Annotated in this window: 31 protein-coding genes and 2 pseudogenes; 9 read left to right on the top strand and 24 right to left on the bottom strand. The window is 37.9% G+C overall.

Translation table 11 applies throughout. The annotated features are described in order from the left end of the window. Positions 1–21: 21 nt before the first annotated feature. The 5 genes and pseudogenes from A0739_RS06720 (at position 22) to A0739_RS10170 (ending at position 4,457) form a co-directional block, all read left to right on the top strand. Positions 22–627 (top strand): replication protein, encoded by a 606-nt coding sequence (locus A0739_RS06720; RefSeq protein ID WP_001040935.1) that lies wholly within the window; start codon positions 22–24, stop codon positions 625–627. Next, positions 620–868 (top strand): MerR family transcriptional regulator, encoded by a 249-nt coding sequence (locus A0739_RS06715; protein WP_001058391.1) that lies wholly within the window; start codon positions 620–622, stop codon positions 866–868. The genes A0739_RS06720 and A0739_RS06715 overlap by 8 nt, the downstream gene beginning before the upstream one ends. 89 nt (positions 869–957) lie before the next feature. Beyond that, positions 958–2,223 carry a tyrosine-type recombinase/integrase gene (locus tag A0739_RS06710; protein WP_061587468.1) on the top strand — a complete coding sequence of 422 codons (1,266 nt, stop codon included), beginning with the start codon at positions 958–960 and terminating at the stop codon, positions 2,221–2,223. Positions 2,224–2,414: 191 nt separating this feature from the next. Then, positions 2,415–2,933 carry an HXXEE domain-containing protein gene (locus tag A0739_RS06705; protein WP_061587467.1) on the top strand — a complete coding sequence of 173 codons (519 nt, stop codon included), beginning with the start codon at positions 2,415–2,417 and terminating at the stop codon, positions 2,931–2,933. A gap of 203 nt (positions 2,934–3,136) precedes the next feature. Continuing rightward, positions 3,137–4,457: pseudogene (locus A0739_RS10170) on the top strand (ISL3 family transposase). A gap of 80 nt (positions 4,458–4,537) precedes the next feature. Here the strand turns inward: A0739_RS10170 and A0739_RS06685 are convergent. The 4 genes from A0739_RS06685 to A0739_RS06670 are packed head-to-tail and all read right to left on the bottom strand — an operon-like array spanning position 4,538 to position 5,697. Beyond that, complete coding sequence (locus tag A0739_RS06685; RefSeq protein ID WP_012000320.1) at positions 4,538–4,726, bottom strand: hypothetical protein; 189 nt, start codon at positions 4,724–4,726, stop codon at positions 4,538–4,540. A 2-nt stretch (positions 4,727–4,728) separates the two neighbouring features. After that, the gene (locus tag A0739_RS06680) at positions 4,729–4,938 is read right to left on the bottom strand and encodes a helix-turn-helix transcriptional regulator (RefSeq protein WP_000516405.1); all 210 of its coding nucleotides are present in this window, start codon (positions 4,936–4,938) and stop codon (positions 4,729–4,731) included. 2 nt (positions 4,939–4,940) lie between these two features. After that, positions 4,941–5,510, bottom strand: coding sequence for a hypothetical protein (locus tag A0739_RS06675; protein ID WP_061587464.1), 570 nt, complete (start codon positions 5,508–5,510; stop codon positions 4,941–4,943). Position 5,511: 1 nt separating this feature from the next. Further along, positions 5,512–5,697 (bottom strand): hypothetical protein, encoded by a 186-nt coding sequence (locus A0739_RS06670; RefSeq protein ID WP_012000319.1) that lies wholly within the window; start codon positions 5,695–5,697, stop codon positions 5,512–5,514. A gap of 388 nt (positions 5,698–6,085) precedes the next feature. Here A0739_RS06670 and A0739_RS10165 point away from each other — a divergent pair. Further along, positions 6,086–7,389: pseudogene (locus A0739_RS10165) on the top strand (transposase). Between the two features lie 354 nt (positions 7,390–7,743). Here A0739_RS10165 and A0739_RS06655 read toward each other — a convergent pair. The 15 genes from A0739_RS06655 to A0739_RS06600 form a co-directional block, all read right to left on the bottom strand. Then, a complete protein-coding gene (locus A0739_RS06655) occupies positions 7,744–8,433 on the bottom strand; it encodes a DUF3800 domain-containing protein (RefSeq protein WP_196755717.1) in 690 nt (229 codons plus the stop codon). A 449-nt stretch (positions 8,434–8,882) separates the two neighbouring features. After that, positions 8,883–9,038 (bottom strand): hypothetical protein, encoded by a 156-nt coding sequence (locus tag A0739_RS10345; RefSeq protein ID WP_155718973.1) that lies wholly within the window; start codon positions 9,036–9,038, stop codon positions 8,883–8,885. A 2-nt stretch (positions 9,039–9,040) separates the two neighbouring features. Further along, positions 9,041–9,196, bottom strand: a complete 156-nt coding sequence (locus A0739_RS10480) for a hypothetical protein (RefSeq protein WP_172842369.1) — start codon at positions 9,194–9,196, stop codon at positions 9,041–9,043. 170 nt (positions 9,197–9,366) lie between these two features. Further along, complete coding sequence (locus A0739_RS06650; RefSeq protein ID WP_061587461.1) at positions 9,367–9,786, bottom strand: DUF1492 domain-containing protein; 420 nt, start codon at positions 9,784–9,786, stop codon at positions 9,367–9,369. A 694-nt stretch (positions 9,787–10,480) separates the two neighbouring features. Further along, entirely contained in the window at positions 10,481–10,990 is a 510-nt protein-coding gene (locus tag A0739_RS06645; protein ID WP_025168970.1) for a hypothetical protein, read from the bottom strand. A gap of 89 nt (positions 10,991–11,079) precedes the next feature. Next, entirely contained in the window at positions 11,080–11,604 is a 525-nt protein-coding gene (locus tag A0739_RS06640) for a hypothetical protein (RefSeq protein WP_061587460.1), read from the bottom strand. Positions 11,605–11,627: 23 nt separating this feature from the next. Beyond that, complete coding sequence (locus tag A0739_RS06635) at positions 11,628–12,032, bottom strand: hypothetical protein (protein WP_231082577.1); 405 nt, start codon at positions 12,030–12,032, stop codon at positions 11,628–11,630. Positions 12,033–12,538: 506 nt separating this feature from the next. After that, the gene (locus A0739_RS06630) at positions 12,539–13,768 is read right to left on the bottom strand and encodes an AAA family ATPase (RefSeq protein WP_061587459.1); all 1,230 of its coding nucleotides are present in this window, start codon (positions 13,766–13,768) and stop codon (positions 12,539–12,541) included. A gap of 3 nt (positions 13,769–13,771) precedes the next feature. After that, positions 13,772–13,927, bottom strand: a complete 156-nt coding sequence (locus A0739_RS10475; protein ID WP_196755716.1) for a hypothetical protein — start codon at positions 13,925–13,927, stop codon at positions 13,772–13,774. Further along, entirely contained in the window at positions 13,920–14,195 is a 276-nt protein-coding gene (locus tag A0739_RS06625) for a hypothetical protein (protein WP_061587458.1), read from the bottom strand. The genes A0739_RS10475 and A0739_RS06625 overlap by 8 nt, the downstream gene beginning before the upstream one ends. After that, complete coding sequence (locus A0739_RS06620) at positions 14,188–14,529, bottom strand: hypothetical protein (RefSeq protein WP_061587457.1); 342 nt, start codon at positions 14,527–14,529, stop codon at positions 14,188–14,190. Before A0739_RS06620 ends, A0739_RS06625 begins: the two co-directional genes overlap by 8 nt. Further along, positions 14,526–14,741: a hypothetical protein gene (locus A0739_RS06615; protein ID WP_061587456.1), complete on the bottom strand. Its 216-nt coding sequence runs from the start codon at positions 14,739–14,741 to the stop codon at positions 14,526–14,528. Before A0739_RS06615 ends, A0739_RS06620 begins: the two co-directional genes overlap by 4 nt. Before the next feature lies 1 nt (position 14,742). Then, positions 14,743–14,943 carry a hypothetical protein gene (locus tag A0739_RS06610; protein ID WP_061587455.1) on the bottom strand — a complete coding sequence of 67 codons (201 nt, stop codon included), beginning with the start codon at positions 14,941–14,943 and terminating at the stop codon, positions 14,743–14,745. A 279-nt stretch (positions 14,944–15,222) separates the two neighbouring features. Beyond that, a complete protein-coding gene (locus A0739_RS06605; protein WP_061587454.1) occupies positions 15,223–15,849 on the bottom strand; it encodes a Rha family transcriptional regulator in 627 nt (208 codons plus the stop codon). Positions 15,850–15,867: 18 nt separating this feature from the next. Further along, positions 15,868–16,062 carry a helix-turn-helix domain-containing protein gene (locus A0739_RS06600; RefSeq protein WP_000794674.1) on the bottom strand — a complete coding sequence of 65 codons (195 nt, stop codon included), beginning with the start codon at positions 16,060–16,062 and terminating at the stop codon, positions 15,868–15,870. A 216-nt stretch (positions 16,063–16,278) separates the two neighbouring features. Between A0739_RS06600 and A0739_RS06595 the strand changes: the two genes are divergently transcribed. The 3 genes from A0739_RS06595 to A0739_RS06585 all read left to right on the top strand — a co-directional run bounded on the left by A0739_RS06595 (position 16,279) and on the right by A0739_RS06585 (position 19,887). Next, entirely contained in the window at positions 16,279–16,806 is a 528-nt protein-coding gene (locus tag A0739_RS06595; protein WP_061587453.1) for a helix-turn-helix domain-containing protein, read from the top strand. A gap of 317 nt (positions 16,807–17,123) precedes the next feature. Continuing rightward, a complete protein-coding gene (locus tag A0739_RS06590; RefSeq protein ID WP_045616686.1) occupies positions 17,124–18,590 on the top strand; it encodes an ATP-binding protein in 1,467 nt (488 codons plus the stop codon). 130 nt (positions 18,591–18,720) lie between these two features. Next, complete coding sequence (locus tag A0739_RS06585) at positions 18,721–19,887, top strand: tyrosine-type recombinase/integrase (protein WP_061587452.1); 1,167 nt, start codon at positions 18,721–18,723, stop codon at positions 19,885–19,887. 88 nt (positions 19,888–19,975) lie between these two features. On the opposite strand, the gene rpsD is transcribed toward A0739_RS06585, so the two are convergent. The 5 genes from rpsD to A0739_RS06560 all read right to left on the bottom strand — a co-directional run bounded on the left by rpsD (position 19,976) and on the right by A0739_RS06560 (position 25,062). After that, positions 19,976–20,587 (bottom strand): 30S ribosomal protein S4, encoded by a 612-nt coding sequence (gene rpsD / locus A0739_RS06580; RefSeq protein WP_000092756.1) that lies wholly within the window; start codon positions 20,585–20,587, stop codon positions 19,976–19,978. A 202-nt stretch (positions 20,588–20,789) separates the two neighbouring features. Beyond that, positions 20,790–21,824 (bottom strand): sensor histidine kinase, encoded by a 1,035-nt coding sequence (locus A0739_RS06575; protein WP_061587451.1) that lies wholly within the window; start codon positions 21,822–21,824, stop codon positions 20,790–20,792. Beyond that, on the bottom strand, positions 21,821–22,519 hold the full coding sequence (locus A0739_RS06570; RefSeq protein ID WP_000751223.1) for a response regulator transcription factor: 699 nt from the start codon (positions 22,517–22,519) through the stop codon (positions 21,821–21,823). The genes A0739_RS06575 and A0739_RS06570 overlap by 4 nt, the downstream gene beginning before the upstream one ends. 80 nt (positions 22,520–22,599) lie before the next feature. Continuing rightward, complete coding sequence (locus A0739_RS06565; RefSeq protein WP_061587450.1) at positions 22,600–24,240, bottom strand: SSURE domain-containing protein; 1,641 nt, start codon at positions 24,238–24,240, stop codon at positions 22,600–22,602. A 156-nt stretch (positions 24,241–24,396) separates the two neighbouring features. Beyond that, the gene (locus A0739_RS06560; protein WP_001283884.1) at positions 24,397–25,062 is read right to left on the bottom strand and encodes a potassium channel family protein; all 666 of its coding nucleotides are present in this window, start codon (positions 25,060–25,062) and stop codon (positions 24,397–24,399) included. Positions 25,063–25,073: the final 11 nt, after the last annotated feature.

Raw genomic sequence — 25,073 nt, 5'->3', positions numbered from 1 at the left:
AAAGAAATGAGGTAACTGCCTATGGCAAAAGAACAGCGCTCAACCAAATGGACTTTTCTCTTCTACGAGGAAAGCGCACCAGAGAACTACTTGAATATATTAGAGGAACTCCATATTCCGTTTATTCTTAGTCCTTGGCACGATAAGGACGTTAATAGACAGACGGGAGAGTTCAAGAAATCGCACAAACACGGTGCTTTCTTCTTTGATTCACTGAAAAGCTATTCACAAGTATCAAATATCATCAGTGACAAACTAAACGGTCCAGCACATGTGGAGGTAGTTATGTCTCCCACTGGTTTATTTGACTACTTTACCCATGCGGAAAATCCAGATAAGACCCCCTACAACATTGAGGATATTGAAGTCGGTTGCGGCTTTAATTTAGAAAAATTCTTGATGGAGATGAACTCCTCGGATTTTATACATGAAGTAGTTGATATTATCGAAGAGAACGACTTTACCGAATTTGAAGAATTGGTCTGGTATGCCCGAGCAAACAATACCAATTTATTAGGGCTTATCATTGAACGTACATATTTCTTCGCCAAATACCTAGATTCACGAAGATACAATCCTAATCGACTCCATAATTCAAACACAGAGGAGAAAGAGAATAATGAATAACGAAAAATTAGAACAAATTGAACAATTATTGCAAACACTTATCAAACTCATTCAAATCAAAGAACAGAACATACCACTAAAGATAATACAACAGCGAGAATTGCTAAAACAGCTAAATATCTCCCCAAACACACTAAAAACTTGGGAACAAAAAGGATTAAAAAGATTAGAACCTCCTATAGAGGGAACTCGAACCGTCTTCTATCTACTAGATGATATTATCAACTTTTTACAATCCTAATTCTGAAAATTTGTGCTAAAATAGTTTTATCTAAAAGAAAGAGTGGTAACTATTTTAGCCTACTTCAATATCCATGAAGAAAGGCAAATATGGAAACTGAAACAATTATTCATAATGGCAAAAAAGTCATTAAAAAAATCAAAAAAGATAAGTCCATCTCATACACTTTGAAGGGGACATTTCTGGGAAAAGATATCAAAACTGGTAAGCAAGTCACTACTACCATTACAGCCAAGACACTAAAACAGTTAGATAGAGCAATCATTCAAGCACGACTAGAATTTGAAAAAAATGGCTCAACACGAGAAAAAGTTATCGTCATTGATACACTGGAAGATTTAGCTGAAGAATGGTTTAAATCATATAAAACCTGGGTTAACTCGCATAATACTCTGAACAGAGTAAGAGGTTATCTTGATAATTATATTATCCCTAAATTTGGAGATTACAAACCAGATAAAATTGAATCTGCGGATATCCAGCTTTGGTTAAACGATTTGGCAAAGAAATCAAAAGAGTCCATTGAATCTGGTATAAAGCGTGCTGATAAAGGTAGTGCTAAAGATTTTGGTGCTGTTATCCATAAGTTGAAAGATATTTTTGACTATGGAATTACAAACTATGGACTAATCACTAATCCTGTTAGCACTGTTAAGATACCACCTAAGCCAAAATCAAATAAGCAACGCATCATGGTATTACATGATGATGGTCTTGTAATATGGCTTAATTATCTTGAAAGTTTAGATAACAATAGAGCCAATCGTAGATTTAAGTTAATTTGTAATACTCTATTAGCCTCCGCTTTGCGAATAAATGAATTACTTGCATTGACGATTGATGACCTAGATTTTGAAAATTCTTCTATTAACGTCAGTAAAACATTGATGTGGAAAACCGCAAATAAAAAAGATGGGACAAAAGGGGAAGTTATCTGTAAAGCTACACCAAAAACTGATGCAGGAAATCGCTCTGTCCCTGTCCCTCCCCCCATAATAGAAAAACTCAGAGATTTCCACCACGAAATGAACAAGTATCTTGAATTGCACAACAGACATAGAACAAAACTGATTTTCCCTACAATCTATGGGAACTATATGTGTGATAGAAATGAACGTGCAACGCTTAAAAAGCGTTTGACTGAGTTGGGACTGCCAAACTATGGTTTCCACCTTTTCCGTCATACACACGCTTCTTTGATGCTGAATGCTGGTGCAAACTGGAAAGAACTACAGATAAGAATGGGCCATAAATCGATTAAAACGACAATGGATACTTATGCTGAATTGGCACCGAAAAAGAAGGCAGAAGCAGTTGAAATCTACCTCAAAGAAATTGCAAAATTGACGGCATAGCAAAATGACTACATTTATGACTACATTTTCTATAGAACAATCTTAAGACGTTGATATGACGGCGTTTAAAGGGTGCTAAAATAACATTAACAACCTTTACAGAGGTTAAGTAAGCATACCTAACTCAAAACGCCTTACTCGGCGTTTTTTGCTTTATTTGCTGGCAGTCTTTAGCTTTTCAGGAGAGATTTATGGCATTTTATCTTTGGATCTTTCCTCTACTTTTTATCTTTCACGATATGGAAGAAATTATCGGTCTTGTCCCTTGGATCCGTCTCAACGAAACCTTGCTGGCCCAAAAGGCGCCAACTATTCTCAAAATCCACAAAGAAATGACAACAGAGGGATTTGCCCTCGCTGTTTTTGAGGAATTCATCCTTGTCTTATCCATCACTTTATTAGCGTATTTTAGTCAATCTAGAACGCTCGAACTAGTTTGGTTAGGGGGATTTGTAGCCTTTGCGCTTCATCTCTTGCTCCATATTGGACAATCAATTCTTCTCCGTAAGTATATCCCTGCTCTCATCACTTCTATCCTTTGTTTTCCTGTCAGTGCTTATTTTATTACAGACATCGTGCATTTGTGGCAGGTTTCGACTAGCGAATTTTTCCTATTTTCACTGGTCGGTTCAGGCATCGTCGTCATCAATCTCCTCTTTGCTCTCTGGCTTGGGAAAAAGTATTCCGCCTGGCTTGCCCATAACCATTAACAAAAGTTCCTTGCAATTTCAATTTGCAGGGAATTTTTTTATCCCCCTTTACAGTTAAGAAGTGTTTTATAGTTTTTTAGGCTCTATAATATTTGTAGTGGGTAAATTCCCTATGGATATTATGGAGCCTACTTTGTTGTAGAAAAAAAGTCCCATAAAATCTATAATGAAGAGTGACAAAACAACTCATTAGAAAGAATCATATGGAACCATTACATTTTATCTCAAAACTACTCGATATCAAAGACCCTAATATCCAAATTATGGATGTCATTAATAAGGATACCCACAAAGAAATCATCGCTAGACTGGAATACGATACCCAATCTTGCCCTAACTGTGGAAGTCAAATGAAGAAATATGGCTTTCAAAAACCGTCTAAGGTCCCTTACCTCGAAACGACTGGTATGCCTACTAGAATTCTCCTGAAAAAGCGTCGTTTCAAGTGCTATCATTGCTCGAAAATAGCGGTCGCTGAGACTTCTCTCGTCAAGAAGAATCATCAAATTCCTCGTATTATCAACCAAAAAATTGCTCAAAAGTCGATTGAAAAGACTTCTATGACCGACATTGCCCATCAGCTTTCCATTTCAACTGTCATTCGCAAGCTCAATGACTTCCACTTTAAGCATGATTTTTCTCGTCTTCCAAAGATCATGTCTTGGGATGTTGAAACAGTCAGGGGAGTGACTGTTTCAATCGGGAGATGAAGATGAGTTTCATTGCGCAAGATTTTAAAAAGCTCGATATCATCACTGTCCTTGAGGGAAGAACACAAGCTGTCATCCGAAATCACTTTCTGCGATACGATAGAGCCGTTCGCTGTCAGGTGAAACTCATTACGATGAATATGTTTAGCACTTACTATGCCTTGGCTAGACAACTTCGCTTTCAAATTTCTAGACTCAGGCTGAAACAGTCTCCCAGACTGTTTCACTCCCAAACGCTAAAATCGTTCTAGATCGTTTCCATATTGTACAACATCTAAGCCGTGCTATGAGTCGTGTGCGTGTCCAAATTATGAATCAGTTTGATAGAAGATCGCACGAATATAAAGCACTGAAACGTTACTGGAAACTCATTCAACAGGATAACTATACGCTGAGCAGTAAACGATTTTATCGTCCAACATTTCAGTCACATTTAACCAATAAAGAAATCCTAGACAAGCTTTTGAGCTATTCAGAAGACTTGAAACACCACTATCAGCTCTATCAGCTCTTGCTTTTTCACTTTCAGAATAAAGAGCCTGACAAATTTTTCGGACTTATTGAGGACAATCTAAAGCAGGTTCATCCTCTTTTTCAGACTGTATTTAAGACATTTCTCAAAGATAAAGAGAAAATCGTCAACGCTCTCCCATTACCCTATTCCAACGCCAAATTGGAAGCCACTAATAATCTCATCAAACTCATCAAGCGCAATGCCTTTGGTTTTCGGGACTTTGAAAACTTCAAAAAACGGATTTTTATCACTCTGAACATCAAAAAAGAAAGGACGAAATTCGTCCTTTCTAGATCTTAGCTGACTTCAACCCACTACAGTTGACAAAGAGCTGATTTTCTAGGCCTTTTTAGCATATTTAAAACCACAATTAGAATCGCTTATAATTTCTCAACATCCTTCACAAAACTTCTATGAACAGTACCACAATTTTGACAAATTTCATGATAGAGGGCAATACCTCCTGAAACGAATTTAGCCTCTTCACTGACTAATCCTGCATAACCTTTCAGTTGTTTTTTTACGACAAATTGATCAGCACCGCAGTGGGTACAAATTTGATTTTTCATGACTAGACCTCCTCATTTAAGCGGAAAATATCTTCAACGGACATGCCAAAGACGCGTGCGATTTTAAGCGCCATTTCAAGTGAAGGGTTATATCGATTATTCTCTAAGTGGAGAATAGTTTCCCGTCGTACACCAATCTTATCCGCCAATTCTTGCTGGGTCATGCGGGCATCTTCTCGGATGGCTTTTAAGTTTGTTAGAATTTTTCCCATATCTAACCCCTCTTTTCAAATATGAGGAAAAACAGGTCAAAAAACACAATCATGGATGCAGTAAAAATCAAAACCATGCCTGTTCTTAGGGTGAGGGGAAGGAAAAATGTTACTATGCTCAACACTATCAGAGATAGAACTATCAGTACCAGGGTTGTGCAGGCTGCCTTTGCCAAGTTCATATAGAAACGCTCGTCTGCTTGTTCATCAACTTTTTTTAATGCAAAATAGAGAAAGCAAAGAATGAGGACAAACAAACCAGAACCTAGAAAAAGGTGTTTCAGCCAGATAGGACTAGTAGCTGGTGTGATTATCCAGATACCTTTAGTGTAAATGGCCATAGCGGTAAATAAGGTCATACCATATAACTTCTCTGTCAGTCCAAAATACTTTTCCTCGTCTTCTTGAGATTGTGCCTTGGAAACAAGCCAGAAAATAAGTCCTTGCATGGTAATCGTGACTAGAAAAACAGTGTGTTTTATCCAGGGGGAATTACTTGGCGGAGTTAATAGCCACAGTAGTAGCATAACAGGTAACCAAGTCCAAATTAACCATTTTTTGATGTATTTCATCTTATTCTTCTTTCCTGTCTTTAAAGTAGAAGGCAGAAAATCCAATGGCACTACCGATAATTGGTGTAAGGCTAATCAATATTTTAGCCAAAAGACTGAGGTTTGTAGCTAGAAAAACGTAGCTAATAATGGAAAGATTAGTCATCAGTGTCGAAATGATGAGCCCTATTTTTTGTGATTTAAACATGATGTGTTCCTCCTTTGTTAGAAATAGTTCATATTGAACAGTAAAATTTTTAGGCTTGTGCCTAATGGCAGATTTTCTTGTGAGAAAGGATTGGTGACCGTAGCATTTGTTATAAATATCTCACCTCTATGTTATAATTATATCACATTAAAAAAGAGAATACAAGTATTAAATCAAAAGATATTTTCTAATCTTTTCTCAATCAGACAAAATTCATCCAGAAGAATAGTTTAAGCAAGAAAAAAGTCCAGAAACGTTGGTTTCAGTCTCTATAATTTCTGTAGTGGGTAAACCCACTGTAGGAATTATGGAGTCTATTTTGTTGTAGAAAAAAGCCCCATAAGATCTATAATGAAAAAGTGACCAAACCTTCATTAGAAAGAATCTTATGGAACAATTAAATTTTATCACAAACATACTTGGAATGAATGACAAAAATATTATTATCTTAGATTATCTTGATACTGGAACGCATAAAGAAGTCATTGCTAAGCTCGATTATCCTGCCTCTAAATGTCACAACTGTCAAGGACAAATGGCTAAATATGACTTCCAAAAAGAATCCAAAATCCCCTACCTCGAATGTGCTCTCATTCGATTGAGAAAACACCGTTTCCGCTGTACAGACTGTGGAAAAATAGCCGTCGCAGAGACTTCCTTAGTCAAGAAGAATCACCAGATCTCAACCATCGTCAAACAGAAAATCACTCAAAAATTGATTGAGAAAGTCCCTATGACAGCTATCTCCGAAAGTTTATCTGTCTCCACTTCGACAGTTACATAAATTCAAATTTAAGACTGATCTTAACCACCTTCCAGAACACTTGAGTTGGGATGTGGAAACAGTCAGGGAAGTGACTGTTTCAATCGGCAGATAGAAATGAGCTTTATTGCACAGGACTACGATACAAGAAAGATCCTAGCTATCTTAGATGGACGAACTCAAGCAACTATTCGCAATCATTTCCTCCGGTATTCTAGACAGGTAAGAAGTCGCGTGAAAGTCATTACCATGGACATGTTTAGTCCCTACTATGACTTGGCTAAACAACTTCGCTTTCGAATTTCTAGGCTCAGGCTGAAACAGTCTCCCAGACTGTTTCACTCCCAAATGCTAAAATTGTTCTCGATCGCTTTCATATTATCCAGCATCTCAGTCGAGCAATGAATCGCGTACGCATCCAAATTATGAATCAGTTTGATAGAAGATCGCACGAATATAAAGCACTGAAACGTTACTGGAAACTCATTCAACAGGACAACTATACGCTGAGCAGTAAACGATTTTATCGTCCAACATTTCAGTCGCATTTAACCAATAAAGAGATTCTTGAAAAACTTCTCTCTTACTCTCAAGATCTTAGAAATCGCTATGAACTCTATCAGCTTTTACTCTTTCATTTTCAAGAGAAGCACGCTGATTATTTCTTTGAATTAATCAAGGAAACTATTTCTTCTGTCAATCCAATCTTCCAGACCATTTTTAGGACCTTTTTGAGAGATCAGGATAAGATCATTAATGCACTTGTACTTCCCTACTCAAACGCAAAACTTGAGGCCACAAATATCCTCATCAAAGTCATTAAGCGAAATGCTTTTGGCTTCCGGAACTTTGAAAATTTTAAAACGAGAATTCTCATTGCTTTGAATATCAAAAAGGAGAGAACCAATTTGGTCCTCTCCAGGTTGTGACTTTTTATCAACCCACTACAGTTGACAAAGAGCCGTTTTTTAAGACAAAGCAAAAAGCCCACTGTTGTAGGCTTTCTGTAAGATATTTCTTAAAATTAAAGCATTTTGTTGTATTGCCGAAAGTTGATAATGCTAGACTTCTTTAGATAGCTCTAACCCTTGATACATAAGGGATTGGAGGTGGATTCTATCTATTTCTGTTGTCTTAGATTTTCTTTCTATCTAAGCAAAAAACTAAGCAAAAAGAACTTTTCACTTCTACCAATCGACGAGTTCAGCAGGCAAGAAACTAGCGTAGTAAACCTACGCTTTTTCTGTATACTATTCATAATCTAATTTCAACTAACATTTCCATCACGGGAAATAAACAGCGATAGTTTTTTCCTCTAATTCTTTAAATTTTTCATTTTTAGCTAAATAGAATGCCCTATTTGCAATTATATCCGCCATACGTATATGAGACTTTTTGGACGAATTACAATAGTCAACAGTCAAATCCGACAAGCATTCAAATAGAGGTGGATAGAATGTATTCCAGTCCTGGTTAAAGGTGCCATATTTAAATTCATTTAAAAGCGCCTCCCTTAACTCATATCTTCCATTTGTTGCAGTAGTATGTTCATCCGTATAAACTCTAATCATTTTAATCTCGGAGGCATCTATAATATGTTCAGCAATAAGCTTTTTAAATACTTTCTTCAAACCAACTTTATAAACATAATCTAAATACCGTTGTTTGCTTCTTTTTTCGCAAAAAATCCTATCATACACGTTACATATGTTAACAACTATTGAGAATTTGATTTCATTATTAAGCAATCGAAATAAACCTGTTCTATGTTTATTTTGTAACCTACAGGCTTTCAGTTCTCCCCTTCTGTATTCAGAATGAGCTTTTCTAAGATCTGTTTCAGCTGAAATGTACTTTCTACCTGTTTCCTCTTTATCGATAGAATTTAAAAAAATAATTCCACCGTATACATATGTTGTTTCATGAATGTTGTCAAATACTCCTGATTCATCAGTATAAACATAAATATCCAAATCAAACTCCAACTCAAAAAAAATAAGGTCACCTATTAAATAAGCGACCCCCTTGCGACTGACGAAGAATACACTTCGCTTAAACGTTAATTCAGTTACACAAGTGTACAGCGTACTTCTACCTGTAACTATATTCTACACTATTGATGTCGTTTTTACAAGCAAAATTACTTGTTTTTTGAAAATTTATTTTCCCCCATTGCTTTTAAAATGTTTGTATTTGTCAGCCTACCAGATATTTCTCTACTTCTATTCTTATCTATATTATACACCTTTTCAACCACAAAAGCCCTCAGATTTGCTTCTAAGGGCTTGGCTATACAGAAGGATAGGCGGGACCGCCGAATGTCGCCCGCATTTCTCGACCCACTAGCTAAGTGGCGCGTTGGAGGCGGATACTTTTCAACCTCTATCCTCTATGTTTTGATTATATCACATTTTTCTCAATTTTAAAGGTTATCAATAGTATCCTTGATACTCTGCCATAATTCCTTATCACTTAATCCTGCGTATTTCTTTTCTATTTCCTCAATAGGAAGAATAGTAATCTCATCAGGTTGAGAAAGCCAAAACTTCTCTTCTTCCTTGGTTAAAGTATAAGGCATAACTAATCAATCCTCTCCAGTTTAAGTGTTCTTACGAACTCTTCCCATTCGTGATCCAAGTCCTCAACAGTTTTATTCTTATTTTGTTCCTGGATGGCATCAAAATCAATGTTGTCATCTTCGCCTTCTGGCCAAGTGTAAATATCTTGTTTTGCCATATCATTCAATCCTTCCAAATTTTAGATCAAACGTCTTAGAAAACATTTCAAGCACTTTCTCTTTTGCTTTAACTCCATTATAGAAAATTCCATAATATTTTACAACAAACATAATCTCGTCATGTTAACTTTTTAGAAATCTGTTTGCTTACTTAGCAGCCTCTTTGTTATCAATCTGTATTTACCATACCTGCCAAGTGGTCTAAAGCTTGCTTTCTAATTCTATATACGTTAACCTTGCTTATCTTCATCTCCCTACAAATCTGAGTCAAAGGGAGGTTATTCACATATAACATTGTCAATACTAACCATTCCTCAATTTCATCTAACTGGTCTATTAAATCCATGACTTCTATACGCTCATTCACAATAGCGTTGAGTTGCTCTATTACCTCGTCTTTTAGTTGCAAGGTTTCAAGTAGCTTATTTTCAGTAGTGTTTGTTTTGCTGGTTGTTACTCTTGTGTTAGTTTGGTTAGATCCAGCTAATAGTCCATAGTTTAAACTCTCTAGTTTTAATTGCAATTTTTTTATGATCATATCTGACTTTTTACAATTTTTCAGTTTTTTCTCAATCTGTTCAACGTTCACGCTGTTACTCCTTTTTGGTATAATAATGTTGAAATTATTGCCGAGGTGGAGAGCCTTGGCTTTTTTGCGTTTTCTCGGAGTTCTATTATATCTCCCTTAACGTTCTTTGTCTCTGAAAGTATCTATATCTTAGGAAATCTTAGTGTTTTATCTCTAGAATAAAGTCCTGTACCTTGCTATTTTTAAATGCAAAACCTAATCAAAACCTAATCAAAACCTAATCATTCCTCTGATTCGCTAAACATAACTTCAGGTAAGCCACAAACTGAAATTAAGTACTGACAAGCGTTATAATCTACCCAAAGAGCTCCCCTCGGCTATCTCGTTCCATATTGCACCTTTCTACGGTGTTCGTTTGGTAAATTGCACACTACTACAAATTATCTAAAGCCTCTTAAACTAATTAGTTAATGGGTAGCTTTATAGATCAAAAAATCAAGCTAACTTCCTGATAGCACTACATTCCCTAATACCTTTCAACATTTCAAAAAGGGAATTTTTCGTACAGAAGAGGGCAGCGTTCTTATACTTTAGCAAAATATACCCCCGTCTAAAAATAAAGGGGGTATCTCTGCCTCGTATCTCGCCTTCATACCTGCTTAGTATCTTGTAATTGATTAAAGCTAAACAATATTTATATAACCATTTTTTCCCTTGATCTTGATTAAGATTTGTTTGGAAATGCTCCAAAAAACTACTTCAAATTACTCAATCCATTCAGCCAAAATCTATCCCCTTTTCTGGTGTAGTTAACAAACTTTTGATAATGCTTGTAATATCGTTTCTGTTTCATGTATTTTGGTCTTTCAGGAAAACTGTCAAACATATATCCACCACGTCTAGGACTCCAACCTGGTTCTACCTTTCTAGCTTCCCTCAGCGCAAGCTCCCAATAGTATTGGCAATCTGTCTTACTTCGGTTCAGTGTTGATTTGTGTATTTTCTGGCATGATCCACAACCATATAGCAAAAGTCTCTTATAGAGTTTTCTACATCGATTACCACAAATAGGACAGACAAAGAAGTAGCGATTGCCTCCCTTGGTTCCTGGTATTCTCGCTAAATCAAAATGATCACGTTCAAAGGTGATATAAAGGTTATCTAAGTCTATTTCTAGTTTTCTACCGTCCAACTCAGCTATACCCTGACTGATATTCTTGTTTTTCATTGGCTTTATAAATGTCTCTATGGTTATTGATTTTATAACTTCCATTCGTTCAAAAATCCCCCTATATAGAAAAACCCAAATCTATTGCCTAAATGCTAAAAGGGGATTGCTCCCCTTCCTGTGTTTTATTGACCAGAATAACCTGCAAGGCCTTTATATTCGCCTTCTACGTCCAACTGTTGGAGTAGGCTAATACTTTCATCGCCCAGCATTTCCAACGTACCAAAAGCTGTCATAGAGTCCATAGGGATAGGCTTATCAGAAAGCAAGCGATCAGCATAGTCTAGTAGTTCCAACTCGTAGTCTGCGATCTTATTCAGCAAACTCTCAAAATCCTCCGACTCTTTGAATTGAAGCACGCGCTCCTGTTTATAACGTTCTTCAAATGCTTCAAGCTCCTCTGGTTGATTGTAATAGTCTTTGAAACTGTCACAAATGCGCTTGAAGGTCTTGTTTAGCTTGTTATCTTCCACATACTCAGCGACCAGTGTCCCCTTATCTTTATAGGTTAATAAGATTGTAGGCTGGCAATATGTTCCAGTCATATATCCCAGTAGCGCGTGACCTGCTACCATAGCAGTATCTAGGTCTTTAAAATCGTAAGTGAATGTGAATGTTTTTGCTTTGTCTGAAAATGTTTTTAATGTCATGTTATTTCTCCTTTTTCTATTTTTCAATAATCAATACCAACAAATTTTTTACGGTTATCGAGAATAATATACCCCTGTTGTATAGCTAAAATTACAAAATATTTTAGCAGTTTGTCTTCATGCTTCAAGGTTTGGACAAGCTCACTGTTTTTAAAAGTTTCCCATTCAGAAATATAAGAAGCAGAACCTCCATTTTGTGGTGGAAGAAGATCCAATTCACTTTCTTCCATCTTCTCATATATACTCTTTGTGATGTACCTTAAACGTGGGGTTTTAGAAAGCAACTCCCTGGACTGCTTTCCATAATTCCTACCTTGCCACTTACAAATAGCTTTATCAAATACTAGATACTTTCTTACTCTATCAAAAATATATCTCATCGGTTCGTTCTCACCAGCCCACTTAATAACCTCTCCAATATTTTCCATGTAGGGCATTGACTTGAAGGCTAAAAAATTTTTGTCTTGGATAACTCGTTTATTTAATCTCTTCTTTACCACAAGTTCACTACTCCATTTTTTACAATATATATCCGCGCAACGTGGAAGTGTTAAAGGACAGGGTTACAGGGGGCGTAGCTCAATCGCCCCTGTTCCTGCTCCTTACTTCCACATTTCACGAAAATTGGACAAACTAGAATTGACGCTAGGCTATTCTAGTCATGTCCCTCCTTTTACATCTGTAAAATTTACAAGTATTTACAATCTTTTACAACTCCTAAAAAATCCAATAACACCAATGTTTTTCGAGTTATGTTTTATAATTTACAAGTGTAAAAAAATAACTGTTTTACATCTTTTACAATGAGTTGTAAAGGGTTGTAAATTTTACGTTTGTAAAGGTGTAAAATCATGTAAAATTTTTACACTTTTTTTACACCTTTTTACAACTTTTACATTTGTAAAGTTTACAACTCTTTACATATTTAAAGTTGTTAATAAGCAGGATTTTCTTGTATCATTCCATCGACGACCACTATGTTATTATCGGATTCATCAATCAATTTGTCTAAGGTAGGTCTGCTGATTTTGGCAAAACGAGAAAGCTCTGACTTATTGGGTAGTCTATTATTCGCCTGTTCAAAGTTTGCTATCATAGATTTTAATTTGTTTGTCGCTTTTTCTTTCGTTTCTTCATTAGCCCATGCTTTTTCTTTCTGTTCTTTTGAAAGTGGTAACCCTGGTTCGTGATAGGCTAATATTTTCTCCTTATCATTTATCAACTGTGGATAGTAGAAAAGAAAATTTTTCTCCCCGTCGTAATCAGCTTCCGAGGTAACTGCTTCAAGTCTCCAATAAGTTCGCGTTTTTAACGGCAAATCTATGTTATTAAAATGTGTTAGAATTTCCTGCGTCTGTTCAGTAGGTAAATGCTCTAGCGCTACCTCAATATGATTTCGTAGATCCTCGCTTGTTGCTCTCTTGTTTTTAAAACTGATATAATCATTTGTTACGTTTAGCTGAAAATATCTTTTATTGTGCGTAGTCATTACATTCTTGGCCAAATCCCAGACGGCTTCTAGCCTCTCTAGGCGTAACAATTCTGGATCTAATTCCATCTTGAAAAATTCCAACAAGCTATCGCAATGAGCTAGAGACTCTGACCACTGCGCAAAGTCTGAACTTTCCGTAGTCCCTTTCGGTCTATCTCTATGACTTTGTGTATAGATCAGGCCGCCGCCTACGTGTTGGTTAATCTGTTGCAAATAATCCCCTAAGGAGCCCCCAAACTGTAGTAATTTCAAATTATCAATACTATCAATAATAACCACTTGAAAAGCGTTGTTTGGTACTTTATCTTTTACAACTTTGGCTAACTCTTCTAAGGCTGTTGACTTTGGAAGAGTTAAGATAGAAATATTGTCAAGATCTTTTTGCTCAACTTCTAAAAGTTGGGCAATCTGCATGAATTTACTAAAACAGTCGTTTTCTTTATGATTCGTATTGATATACAAGACGTTGAAAGCTCTTTTACTCTTCCACTCTAGCCAATTACTCCCCTGGGCTAAAGATAGAGCTAGGGAGATAACTACGCTAGTCTTTAAGGATCTTCTTGGCGCCGATATACCCAATACTTGCCCGCGTCTCAACAATCCTGTCAAAATGCTAGCAGATGACCCTATTGTCTCAGCAGGAACTTGTCCTAGTTTTTTAATTTCTGTCATTAGTTATCCTTTCTGGTTTTTCAATCTTTTCTTTTTCATTTTCTTTAATTGTTGTAACTCTTTGCGTTTCTCAAGCGTTAATTGTCTATTTTTCCGAGTGTAGCCGTTGGTAGTCCGGACAGATTTTCTCTGTCCGGGGAATCTTTCAAAGCTAGCCATTTTCTACCCCCAAAAACTTCAGCACGTCCGAAACTCTATAATAGATTTTCCTGGTATCTTCTAGTGGGGGCTGGTATCGTCTTAACCCTGCTTCTTCCCACTTTTGGAGTGTCTTATACTTTATATCTAACTCAGCCATAGCCTCCTGAGCTGAAATTAAACCTGTCAAACGCGGTTTAAGTATATCACGCGCCTCCAGGTATTTTTCTACAAGGTTTAAAACACCATGGGCTAACTCGTTTTCGCTTTCTTTGCTTAAACTAAACATAGTCTTCCGCCCCCTTCAGTAGTTGCTTGTAGCTCTCTAAATCGGCATTCAAAAGGACAGTCAGACGCTTCTGCTCCTCTTGTACTTGGTTATAGAATGCCTTTGCTCCGTCCAGTAACTCCTCTTTGTTAGCTGGGATAAAGTAGCCTCTAAAAGATCCGTGACGTACCCCAACGATAGGAACGCCGTAGCGCGTGATCAGACGGCTGATAATGTCCTGTACGGTTCTTTCTGCTAACTTGGTCATTAAGCTGATTTCTGCCCCTGTTATGGAGTTCTCAGCCCCCACCTTGATTAGTCTTAATACTCGTTTGTCATTCAGTGTTAAATTCATTCAATCCCTCCCCATACATTGACCCCTGCAAGCTGGATATATCGCCCATAATCAGGGGTTAAACTTTCGCTAGGTGTTTCTATCGTCTGTTTGCTTTCTCGCTCAATTTGGGCGCTTTTTTTGCGGTCTCGGTGGTTTAGATAAAGCAGCAAGCCAATCAATACCACAACAAAGACAATCGCCTGTGTGTTGCTTAAATCTAGCTCATTCATATTATGCCCTCGCTTGATAACTCTTGATATAGTCCACTTGGTCGCTTCGTTCCATCTTCAGGAAGTCGTCCACCTCTTCGGTGCTTACTTTTCTATCTACGAAATCAGAGATAAACTGGAAGAGGTTCGGGTGTTTCTCCTTGATTTCAGCCATTTGTTTATCAAATTCTGCTTGTGTCATGTTGTTTAGGTCTGTTGTCATGTTATTCCTCCATTGATCTTTTAATTGTCGTTTCCTATACATGATTAGCACCACTCCAAACGCCGGGCGATTGCCCCAAGTTGGCGGACGCTTGTAGTGATGACCAGTTTTAAGAGTTGGCGCTCTCCGTATGGTCAAAATGTCCTAAATATGCTATAATTTAGGTATAAATCTTTACTAAAACCCTTTTAATAATAGCTTGCCTGCGTTGTTAAATTCGTTTTAGTGTTAGTGTGAAAGGCTTTGCTGATTGGTCTCGGTAAGCCTTTTTTGTTTCAATCACGCGCATTTAGTGCGTGGTTTTTTATTTCTGAATACCATGGACTTGATTTCTTGATAACTCATATTCAAGCCAATCATGGCTATTACCATGTCCTCAAATGCCTGGTATTGCTCCAGCTCGTCACTGGTCAAGCTATCGATGCCATTATAGCCCCCACGTTCTTCCCTTAACTGCTTAGCGTTCCTGTCGGTTACTGCCTTTAGTAGTAAGTTGTTCATGGTACTATGCGCGTGCTTTGGCGCTTGTTCCCAGTTCTCGATACTGTCATGCAGTGTTTTTCTTTTTGGCTTTTCTAGCGCCCTCTGCATACGAAACTTAGAAAGCTCCTCACGCATTTCAAAGAATGCTTTGACTAGGTTGGTTTTGAAGTTGGCCACTTGATCGGTATTCTTTAAAAATGTAATCAGCAATGTTGCTTGTTGCTCATTCAAAATATAATCTTTTGCCTGTTGTCCACTTTGTAAAGGTCGCATTTTAAATGACACCTTTCCAAATTGCTCCAGTCGTCCAATCTGTTTTCTAATGTGTTCCTGTATTGCGTGGTGTTTTATTCCAGCACATTCAGCTATGATTGCACTCGTAGTATACGGCTCTTTCTTACCGTCCATGTAGACTAGTTCCATTGGTTTGCTCCTTTCTATTTATCCAACCTTTAACAAATCATCAATCGTAACTTCTAAAAAGTCAGCTACTTTCTGCAATGTCTCAAAAGTCGGATTTTTTGAACGCTCATAATACAATGCCGTCAAAGTGCTTTTTGATAGCCCTGTTTCTCTTGCAACATCTGCCACCTTCAAGCGTTTCTTTGCTAAAATAACACGCATATTATTTTTCAAATGTCTTACCCCCTTCTATTATCTTTAAAAGCTATCTCCAGCATCATAGATTTAAAAGTGTTACGCTGGAAATCTTAACAGACATTTTCTGTCTGATTCAGTTTTATTATACAGACATTTTTTGTCTTTGTCAAGGATATTTTTTATTTTATTGGACTTTTTTTGTCTGTTTTGAGAAAAAGAATGATATAATACGTTTGAAAGGTGTTGATATAAATGAATAGATTGAAAGAGTTACGTAAAGAAAAAAAGCTATCTCAAAAGGAAATAGCAAAAGAAATGGGCATATCAGAAAAGACTCTATCACGCTGGGAAAACGGAGAAAGCCAAATTAAACCAGAAAAAGCCCAGCAACTAGCTGACTATTTTGGTGTAAGCGTTGGATATCTATTAGGGTATAGTGAGTATAGAGATAGCCAAGAAGCAAGTTATCAACTTTACCAAAAGGATCCCGATGATCCATATAACCATGTAAAGGCTAGGGCTTATTCTATTCTTGGCGATGATTTAATGAAGGTGCTAGAAGAGCAATATATAACTGGTCATGATGAGCCTGATTATTCTAATCTTACTTCATTCTTATCTGCAGTAAATCAGCTTTCATTTACCGATGAAGAAGAGTTATTACTAAATTATGGAATACTCCCTAAGGAAGATAAAAAAATAATAAAGAATCTGGTTTCTGATATGGCTGAAAAAGTAAAAATAGCCAATAAAAAAGAGCCTTGGCAAAAAGGATTCTAAACCTACGCGCCACAATATCCAATATTCCAGAAGCGCGTGTTTTCTCGACTTAACTAAAAGGTCTTGCCCTAATATTTTTCTTTAGGGCGTCCGAAAAGTCCGATTACACCTAACAAAGCGCGTGATTTCTCTTACTTCGCTCTTTGTTCGATGTAACATTTAACCAGTTGCCCCCTAAAAAATTCTACTAATTTTGTTGACATCAACAAAACTGTATAGTTCAACTTTTGAGCGCGTGGAATTTACTTGGAAAATAAAAAAACGTTGATTTAACAGTGTTTTTAACTCATTTAGAAATCACTTGGAAAATAAAAATTATGGAAAATAAAGATTCAGAAAAATTATTAAAATTATTGACTAAAAACGAAGATGAAATTATTGAATATAAAGTAAATAATAATGATCATGAACGTATAGGTAAATATATATCAGCTTTGGCCAATTCATCAGCAATTTTAAATCGACAATTTTCGTACCTAATTTGGGGAATTGACGATGATTCAAAAGAGATCGTCGGTACAAAATTCTACCCAAAAACTGAAAAACATGGTGGAGAACCATTTATTACTTGGTTAGAACGAATGCTTGACCCTCGTATTACAATTCGGTTTGAAGAATATGATATTAATCAAAATCATGTTGTCGTTCTAGTTATCCATATGAAAGCTGGTAGACCTATTGCTTTTAATGGTAGTCGGTACATTAGAAGTGGCTCTTCATTGAAAAACTTAAAGGACTATCCCGAAAAAGAGAGAGAGTTATGGAAATCCTTTGAAGCACGATCATTCGAAAGAGAATTTGCAAAAACCGCATGTACCTTTGATAAAATCAAAGAATTACTTGATATTAATTCTTATTTGAAGATGCTAGGCTATTTTGTTGGCTCAACTGACGAAGAAATAATTACTTATATGATAAACGATGGAATTATAGAATCTTCTGGAAAAACTTTTAATCTAACCAATATGGGGGCATTTACTTTCGCAAAGAATATTAATAACTTTGAAAACCTATCATCTCATGCTTTACGAGTAATTAGGTATGATGGAAATAATAAACTTAGTGCAGTGGCCGATAACACAGCAAGTAAAGGAGCTGCCGTTGGTTTTGATGGTTTGCTAAAATTTATCAAAAGTCATTTACCTAGAAATCCAGAGACATTAAAAGAAAATGGGCAAATTACCTCTGATACAGATTATCCTCCTCTTGTAATACGTGAAATTGTCGCAAATCAAATTGTACATCAGGATTTTTCTGTAAAAGGTAGCTCCCCAACAATTGAAATATTCGATAATAGAATTGTATTCACAAATCCAGGATCTCCTCTTAATCGTCCAGAAAGATTACTTGACATGCCTCCTTATTCTCGAAATGAAGATTTAGCTAATCTGTTTCGAAAGATGCATTTAGTAGAATCTCGCGGAAGTGGTATAGACAAGATTATATTGACGCTAGAATTAAATCATCTACCCGCTCCTGATATATCTGCTAAAGATAATTATACTGTTGTTACTTTACACCAACGACGAAGTATCCAGGAAATGGGTAATAGAGAAAAAATAAACGCTATTTATTATCATTCTGCTATACTATACATCGAAGATGATTATATGACAAATAGCACACTTAGAAAAAGATTCGGATTAACAAATAAACAATCATCCGTTGCTTCCAAACTCATTTCTCTTGCATTAGAAAATAATAAAATAAAAATTTATGATGAAAATGCTGGTAAAAAGAATATGCAATATATTCCATACTGGGGCATTGGTTACAATGAATAATCTGAGCCAAACTCCCGAAAACAAATTAAAATAGGCGCAAACTATGAAGCCCTAGCATGATATAAACTACAATCTAAAACCTTTTTAATAATAGCTTGCCTGCTGATGTATTTTAGAAAGGTTTATCATCATGAAAATAACGCAACATAGTAAAAAAGACGGGTCAATAGTCTACCGCTCTAGTGTCTATCTGGGCATTGACCAGGTAACGGGTAAACAAGTCACAACGAAAGTCACGGGACGCACTAAAAAAGAGGTCAAGCAAAAAGCCCAAGACGCAATTATAGACTTTAAGGTAAACGGATCGACCAGGTTTCAAGCCTCTACTATATCCACCTACGAGGAGCTGGCTAGGCTATGGTGGGATAACCACAAGCATACAGTAAAACCAAATAGTCAGGACGCTACTAGAAGGCTCCTAGAAGGCCATGTTTTGCCTCTCTTTGGCTCATATAAGCTCGATAAGCTGACAACTCCACTTATTCAATCCATTGTCAACCGACTGGCAGAAAAGACTAATAAAGGAGAAGCTGGGGCGTATCTGCATTATGACAAAATCCACGCGCTTAACAAGCGTATTCTTCAATATGGTGTCATTATGCAAGCTATCCCATTCAATCCAGCCCGTGAGGTCTTGCTACCTCGAAACAATCAAAAAGCAAACCGCCACAAGATCAAACATTTTGACAATCAGGAACTTAAAAAGTTTCTTGACTATCTCGATAGTTTAGACAGTAACAAGTACCGCCATTTTTACGAGATTACACTTTACAAGTTTCTACTGGCCACTGGTTGCCGTATCAATGAGGCTCTAGCGCTTGAATGGTCAGATATTGACCTAGAAAATGCCATTGTCCACGTCACAAAGACTCTAAACTATAAGCAAGAAATCAATAGCCCAAAGTCAAAGTCTAGTTATCGGGATATAGATATAGATCAAGCAACTGTTAGCATGCTGAAACAGTACAAACGTAGACAAGTAAAAGAGGCTTGGCAACTTGGACGTACTGAAACGGTGGTCTTTTCTGACTTTATACATGAGTACCCCAATAATCGAACCTTACAAACCAGATTAAGAACCCACTTCAAACATGCTGACGTTCCTAACATTGGTTTTCATGGTTTCCGCCATACTCACGCCAGTCTCTTGCTTAACTCTGGAATACCTTACAAGGAACTTCAGCACCGCCTAGGTCATTCACAAATCAGTATGACCATGGATATATATAGCCACCTCTCAAAAGAGAACGCCAAAAAAGCCGTCTCATTCTTTGAAACTGCTATGAAATCAATCTAGCAAATATCTAAGCAAACCCAGAAATCGACGTTTTAAGACAAAGCAAAAAGCCCACTGTTGTAGGCTTTCTGTAAGATATTTCTTAAAATTAAAGCATTTTGTTGTAGAATTCAACGACAAGTGCTTCGTTGATTTCTGGGTTGATTTCGTCGCGTTCTGGCAAGCGAGTCAATGAACCTTCCAATTTTTCAGCGTCGAATGATACGAATGCTGGACGTCCAAGAGTAGCTTCTACTGCTTCAAGGATTGCTGGAACTTTCAATGATTTCTCACGAACTGAGATCACTTGACCTGGAGTTACGCGGTATGATGGGATATCAACGCGTTTTCCGTCAACAAGGATGTGACCGTGGTTTACGAATTGACGAGCTTGACGACGAGTAGTCGCAAGACCAAGACGGTAAACAACGTTATCCAAACGACGTTCCAAAAGAAGCATGAAGTTGAAACCTAGGATTCCGCCTTTAATCTTAGTAGCTTGTACGAACAAGTTACGGAATTGTTTTTCACCTACACCGTAAGTAAAACGAAGTTTTTGTTTTTCAGCCAATTGCAAACCGTATTCTGACAATTTAGAACGGTTGTTTGGTCCGTGTTGTCCTGGTACGTAGTTACGACGTGCCAATTCTTTACCTGTACCTGTAAGTGAAAGGCCAAGGCGACGAGCTTGTTTCCAAGATGGTCCTGTATAACGTGACATGTGTATGTCCTCCTGATATAAATAATATTTCGGTGGAAATAGTCACTTAGAAAGCCCTGATTCGTGCAGATGCCCTTCGCCTAAACAGCCAAGGTTACTTGTCATAAGACACCTGTTGACGAGCTTCATGCTTTCCTGCTGCTATTTCACACAAAGGCTATTGTACCATGAAAAGCTAGATTTGTAAAGGGATTTTACGCCTTTATTTCAAATTAAGGCTGAATGTAAACTTGCTTCCTAAGCCATATTGACTTTCTGCTGTGATTTCGCCACCAAGCTGATGGGCTAGTTCTCGTGCAATCGCAAGACCTAATCCATGCCCACCTGTCTTCATATTGCGCGAAGTTTCTACACGATAAAGTCGTTTAAAGTTCTTTTCCAAATCTTCAGGAAGGATTCCCTGCCCCTCGTCTTTCACACTGATTGTCAGCTCTTGTTCTGTTAATTGGGCAAGAACTTCGATTCTGGTCCCTGGTTCTGAATATTTAAAGGCATTGTTTAACAAATTGACCAGAATGCGAGAAAGTTTGTCAGAATGGCTCTTGATTTTCGCTGACTCAGGTAACACTTGAATGTAAACATCTCGCTCCTCTTGTTCAATCTGGAGTTGAAATTCACTCATTGACTCAATCAGCAATTGATCTAAAAAGACCTCTTCGACTTCTTCATCAGCAGTATCTTGAGGTTGTGTGTTCAGAGTCAAAACATCCAATTCCTCTACTAGCTTGTTTAGACGCTCAGTTTGCCGACCAATCGTGGCTAAGTAGTGGAGCCGCTCCTCTTCCTTAATCACTCCATCTAGAATTCCCTCCACAGTAACCTGAATGGAGGTAATGGGAGTTTTAATATCGTGAGAGAGCTGCGCAATCATCATTCTCTTTTCTTGCTCGCTCTCATCAAGTGATTGAAAGGTAGCTTGCAAATTGTGGGACATGTCATTAAAAGCCTGGCCCAGCTCTTGAAATTCTAATGGGCCTTTGGTTTCGATTTCTGTGCTGAAATCCTTGCTTGCTATATCCTGAGCTTGTTTTTTCAAATGTTTCAAAGAAGAGAACACAGGCGACAAAAGAAAGATGCTCACTGCAGCGCCAATGAAACTAGCAATCAAGGTCATTCCAACTAGAAAGTAAACTTCACTTTTCTCGATCAACATCCGTTGGACTGCCCAGAAAACGACCAAAATCGTTAGTAGAGTCGACACTAGATACCCCACTAAAATATAGTTTTTTAATTTCATTTTCTACCTCTTGGTCTTTCCATCTTATAGCCCAAACCCCAGACAGTTTTAATAGCAGGAGCATTTGAATTTGTATACTTGGTCAACTCTTGCCTCAAAGCATGGATATGAACATTGAGTGTATTGGTATCATCCACATAGTCCTCTTGCCATACCTTCTCGTAAAGTTCCGTCTTTGAAAAGACTCTCTCAGGATTGCTGGCTAATATCCATAAAAGTTCAAAGGATTTTACTGTCAATTCCAAAGGTTGCTCCCCAATGCGAACCTCATGAGTCACATGGTTGATCACTAAGTCACCAAACTCGATCTGTTCTGTCTCTCCTCCACGGCTAAGGCGACGCAAGATATTATTCACTCTTAAAACCAATTCGCGTGGGCTAAAGGGTTTGACTATAAAATCATCTGCCCCCAAACTTAATCCATAAATCTTATCCTGTTCGCTTGTCTTAGCAGTTGTAAAGAGGAAGGGTTGATCCGGAGCGATATACTGAACTTCACTGATAAAATCATAACCGTCCATATTGGGCATCATGATATCTGTGATAATGAGGTCGATAGATTTTTTTCTGAAAAGTTCTAAGCCCTCCTTACCATCATGGGCGACCAAAACATCGTAACCTGCCTGTATAAGATAGCGGTTTTGAATATCTAGAATATCTATCTCATCATCAACCAGCAAAATTGTCTTTTTCATCTGACACTCCTTCGATAAAAACAGTGTTATACTTGCTTTAGTATAACACTATTTTCCCTAATGTTTAAGTGATTTGAATCTTAATCTTCTCGTTTGGTTGTCAAACCCAAAAGTCCAACAAGCCCTGCCAAGGCTAGACCAACGATACCAAGGCCAGCTGTAGCTGTTTTAGCTTCCCCAGTATTTGGTAGCATCGCTTTATCATCTTTTTTCATCATATTAGCCATTTGGCTAGAAGCTGGTTGATCTACTTTCATATCTGACATATGGTGATTTGTACCCATCATACCCTCAGTCGTACCTGTAGAGCCTGTTTCAGAAGACTTCGTATTCATCTGACCTTGTTGAGATGGTGTTGTCGCCATTTCTTTTCCACGAAGCTGAATCGTTACTTGACGAGTAGCAATCAGATTGGTCAAATCAGGTTTGCCATCTTTAGATCCATAGACTTTAATAGTAGCTAGATATGTATGGGTTCCGTTAGCTCGAAGTTGATCCAGCAAGGCCTGACCATCTTTGCCAACCGTATTGCCATTCAAATCCACTTCGTAGAAATATTGACCTTTAGCCAAGCCTTCAAGTGGCAATAGGGCAGGATTTTTAGCTGTTCCGTTGTCTGACCATGGAGCTTTGTCTGAAGCTTTTAACAAGAGGCGAGTCAACATACCATCTCCACCAAAAGCTTCGTATGGAATAACTTGGTTGACACCGGCCAAGAATGGACCCGGAACATTTGCTTTTTCAAGGTAGCTAGCTGGAACATCAATCATGTCTTTGACATTGTTAACAACAGACTCTTTAACCTGATTTGGTGTGGTCAAACCATTCAAATTAACAGTCAAATCTTTAGTTGCTACGAGATTGGTTAAGTCAGGCTTGCCATCTTTCGCACCGTACACTTTGATGGTAGCCTTATAGCTTTGAGTTCCATTTTGTTTCAAGAGATCAAGCAGCTCTTTGTCAGATTTTCCTTGGGTGTCAGCCAAGTCTACTTCGTAGAAGTAAAGACCTTTACCCAATTTTTCTACTGGTGGGAGAGCAGGATTTTTAGCTGTTCCGTTATCTGACCATGGAGCCTTATCAGAGGCTTTCAAGATAAGACGAGTTAACATGCCATCACCAGCGAAGAATTCATATGGAATGACTTGATTGACACCAGCTGTAAATGGTCCTGGAAAATTGGCTTTGTCAAGGTAGCTAGCTGGAACATCTACTGTGTCTTTGGTGTTGTCAGCCACACCTTTTTGTACTTCAGCTGGGGTGGTCGCTGGTTGCGCTTCACTGGCTTCACGGTCTTGTCCAGAAACTGTAGACGCAGGACTTTCCACAGGTTTAACTGCATCTTCTGTTTGTTTCTTAGAGTCAGGTTGTGCTTGTACTTCTTCTTTTGGCGCTACTGCAGGCTCTTTAGCAGTTTCGTCCACTTTTTCTGAAGAGCTTGTCGTATCCACACTTGCTTTAGGTGTTGGAACAGACTGTTCTGAAGGAAGAGCTACATCGACTGCTTTTTTGAGAACCTCTGCTGGTAAGTCGTTCTTTTCACTCACCGAAGCAGCGTCTGGCACGACTTGGGCAGGGGTCGGATTGACGACATCAGCACGTGCAGAACTTGGTTGACCAACTAGGACAAAGAAGCCACTAGCTACGACAACTGAAGCAACACCGACACTGAGACGGCGAATAGACCAACGAGTATATCTCTGATTTGGATTGAATTTCATAGGATTCTCCTTAGAGTTTTCTTTTTTTTTGATGACTCTAGTATAATCTCCTAAAATTAAAAAGGATTAAGAAAAAGTTAAAATTTTTCTTAAATCCCTCTTATAAAATACTTATATTGACTCGTTAATTGTTGGAAAGAGAGTACCCTTCCTCTCCTACTCACTCAGTTCAGCTAGGGTGTCCAAATGTTGGTTATTAATGACGGCCATGATGTAGGCATCTGCCTGCAAGAGGTCATTGGGTCCGAATTGGACATCCAGAGGAGCATTTTCGTAGGAACGAAAGCCAAGTACGTTGAGGTTGTATCGCCCACGTAAATCTAGCTGACTGAGGCTTTTACCTACCCATGATTGGGGGATTTTCATCTCGACAATCGATACATTCTTGTCTAGCTGAAAGACGTCTACACTGTTATGAAAGAGGATGGTCTGCGCCAATGAGCGCCCCATTTCAAACTCTGGTGAGATGACTGCGTCCGCGCCAATTTTTTCTAGAACCTTTTTAGCTGTATGACTTTTGACCTTGGCAATGACGGTCGGCACTCCTAGACTCTTGCAGTGCATAACCGCAAGAACACTGGACTCCAGATTTTCCCCTGTTGCGACAACAACGGTATCGCAGGTGTCAATCCCCGCTGATAGAAGGAGTTCTTCATCCGTGATATCTCCAACTACCCCACGCGCCAGCACAGGTTCAAATTGATTAATGCGTTCCTCGTGGTCATCAATAGCAATGATATTCATGTCATGCTTGGCTAGGGCAGCCAAAACACTGCTCCCAAAAATTCCCAAGCCTAAAATTCCAATTGTCCGATCTGACATCGTTCTTCCTT

It is taken from the genome of Streptococcus oralis (genome assembly GCF_001588645.1).
Taxonomy (GTDB): Bacteria; Bacillota; Bacilli; order Lactobacillales; family Streptococcaceae; genus Streptococcus; species Streptococcus oralis_AB.
This window is presented reverse-complemented; position numbering and strand designations above follow the sequence as displayed.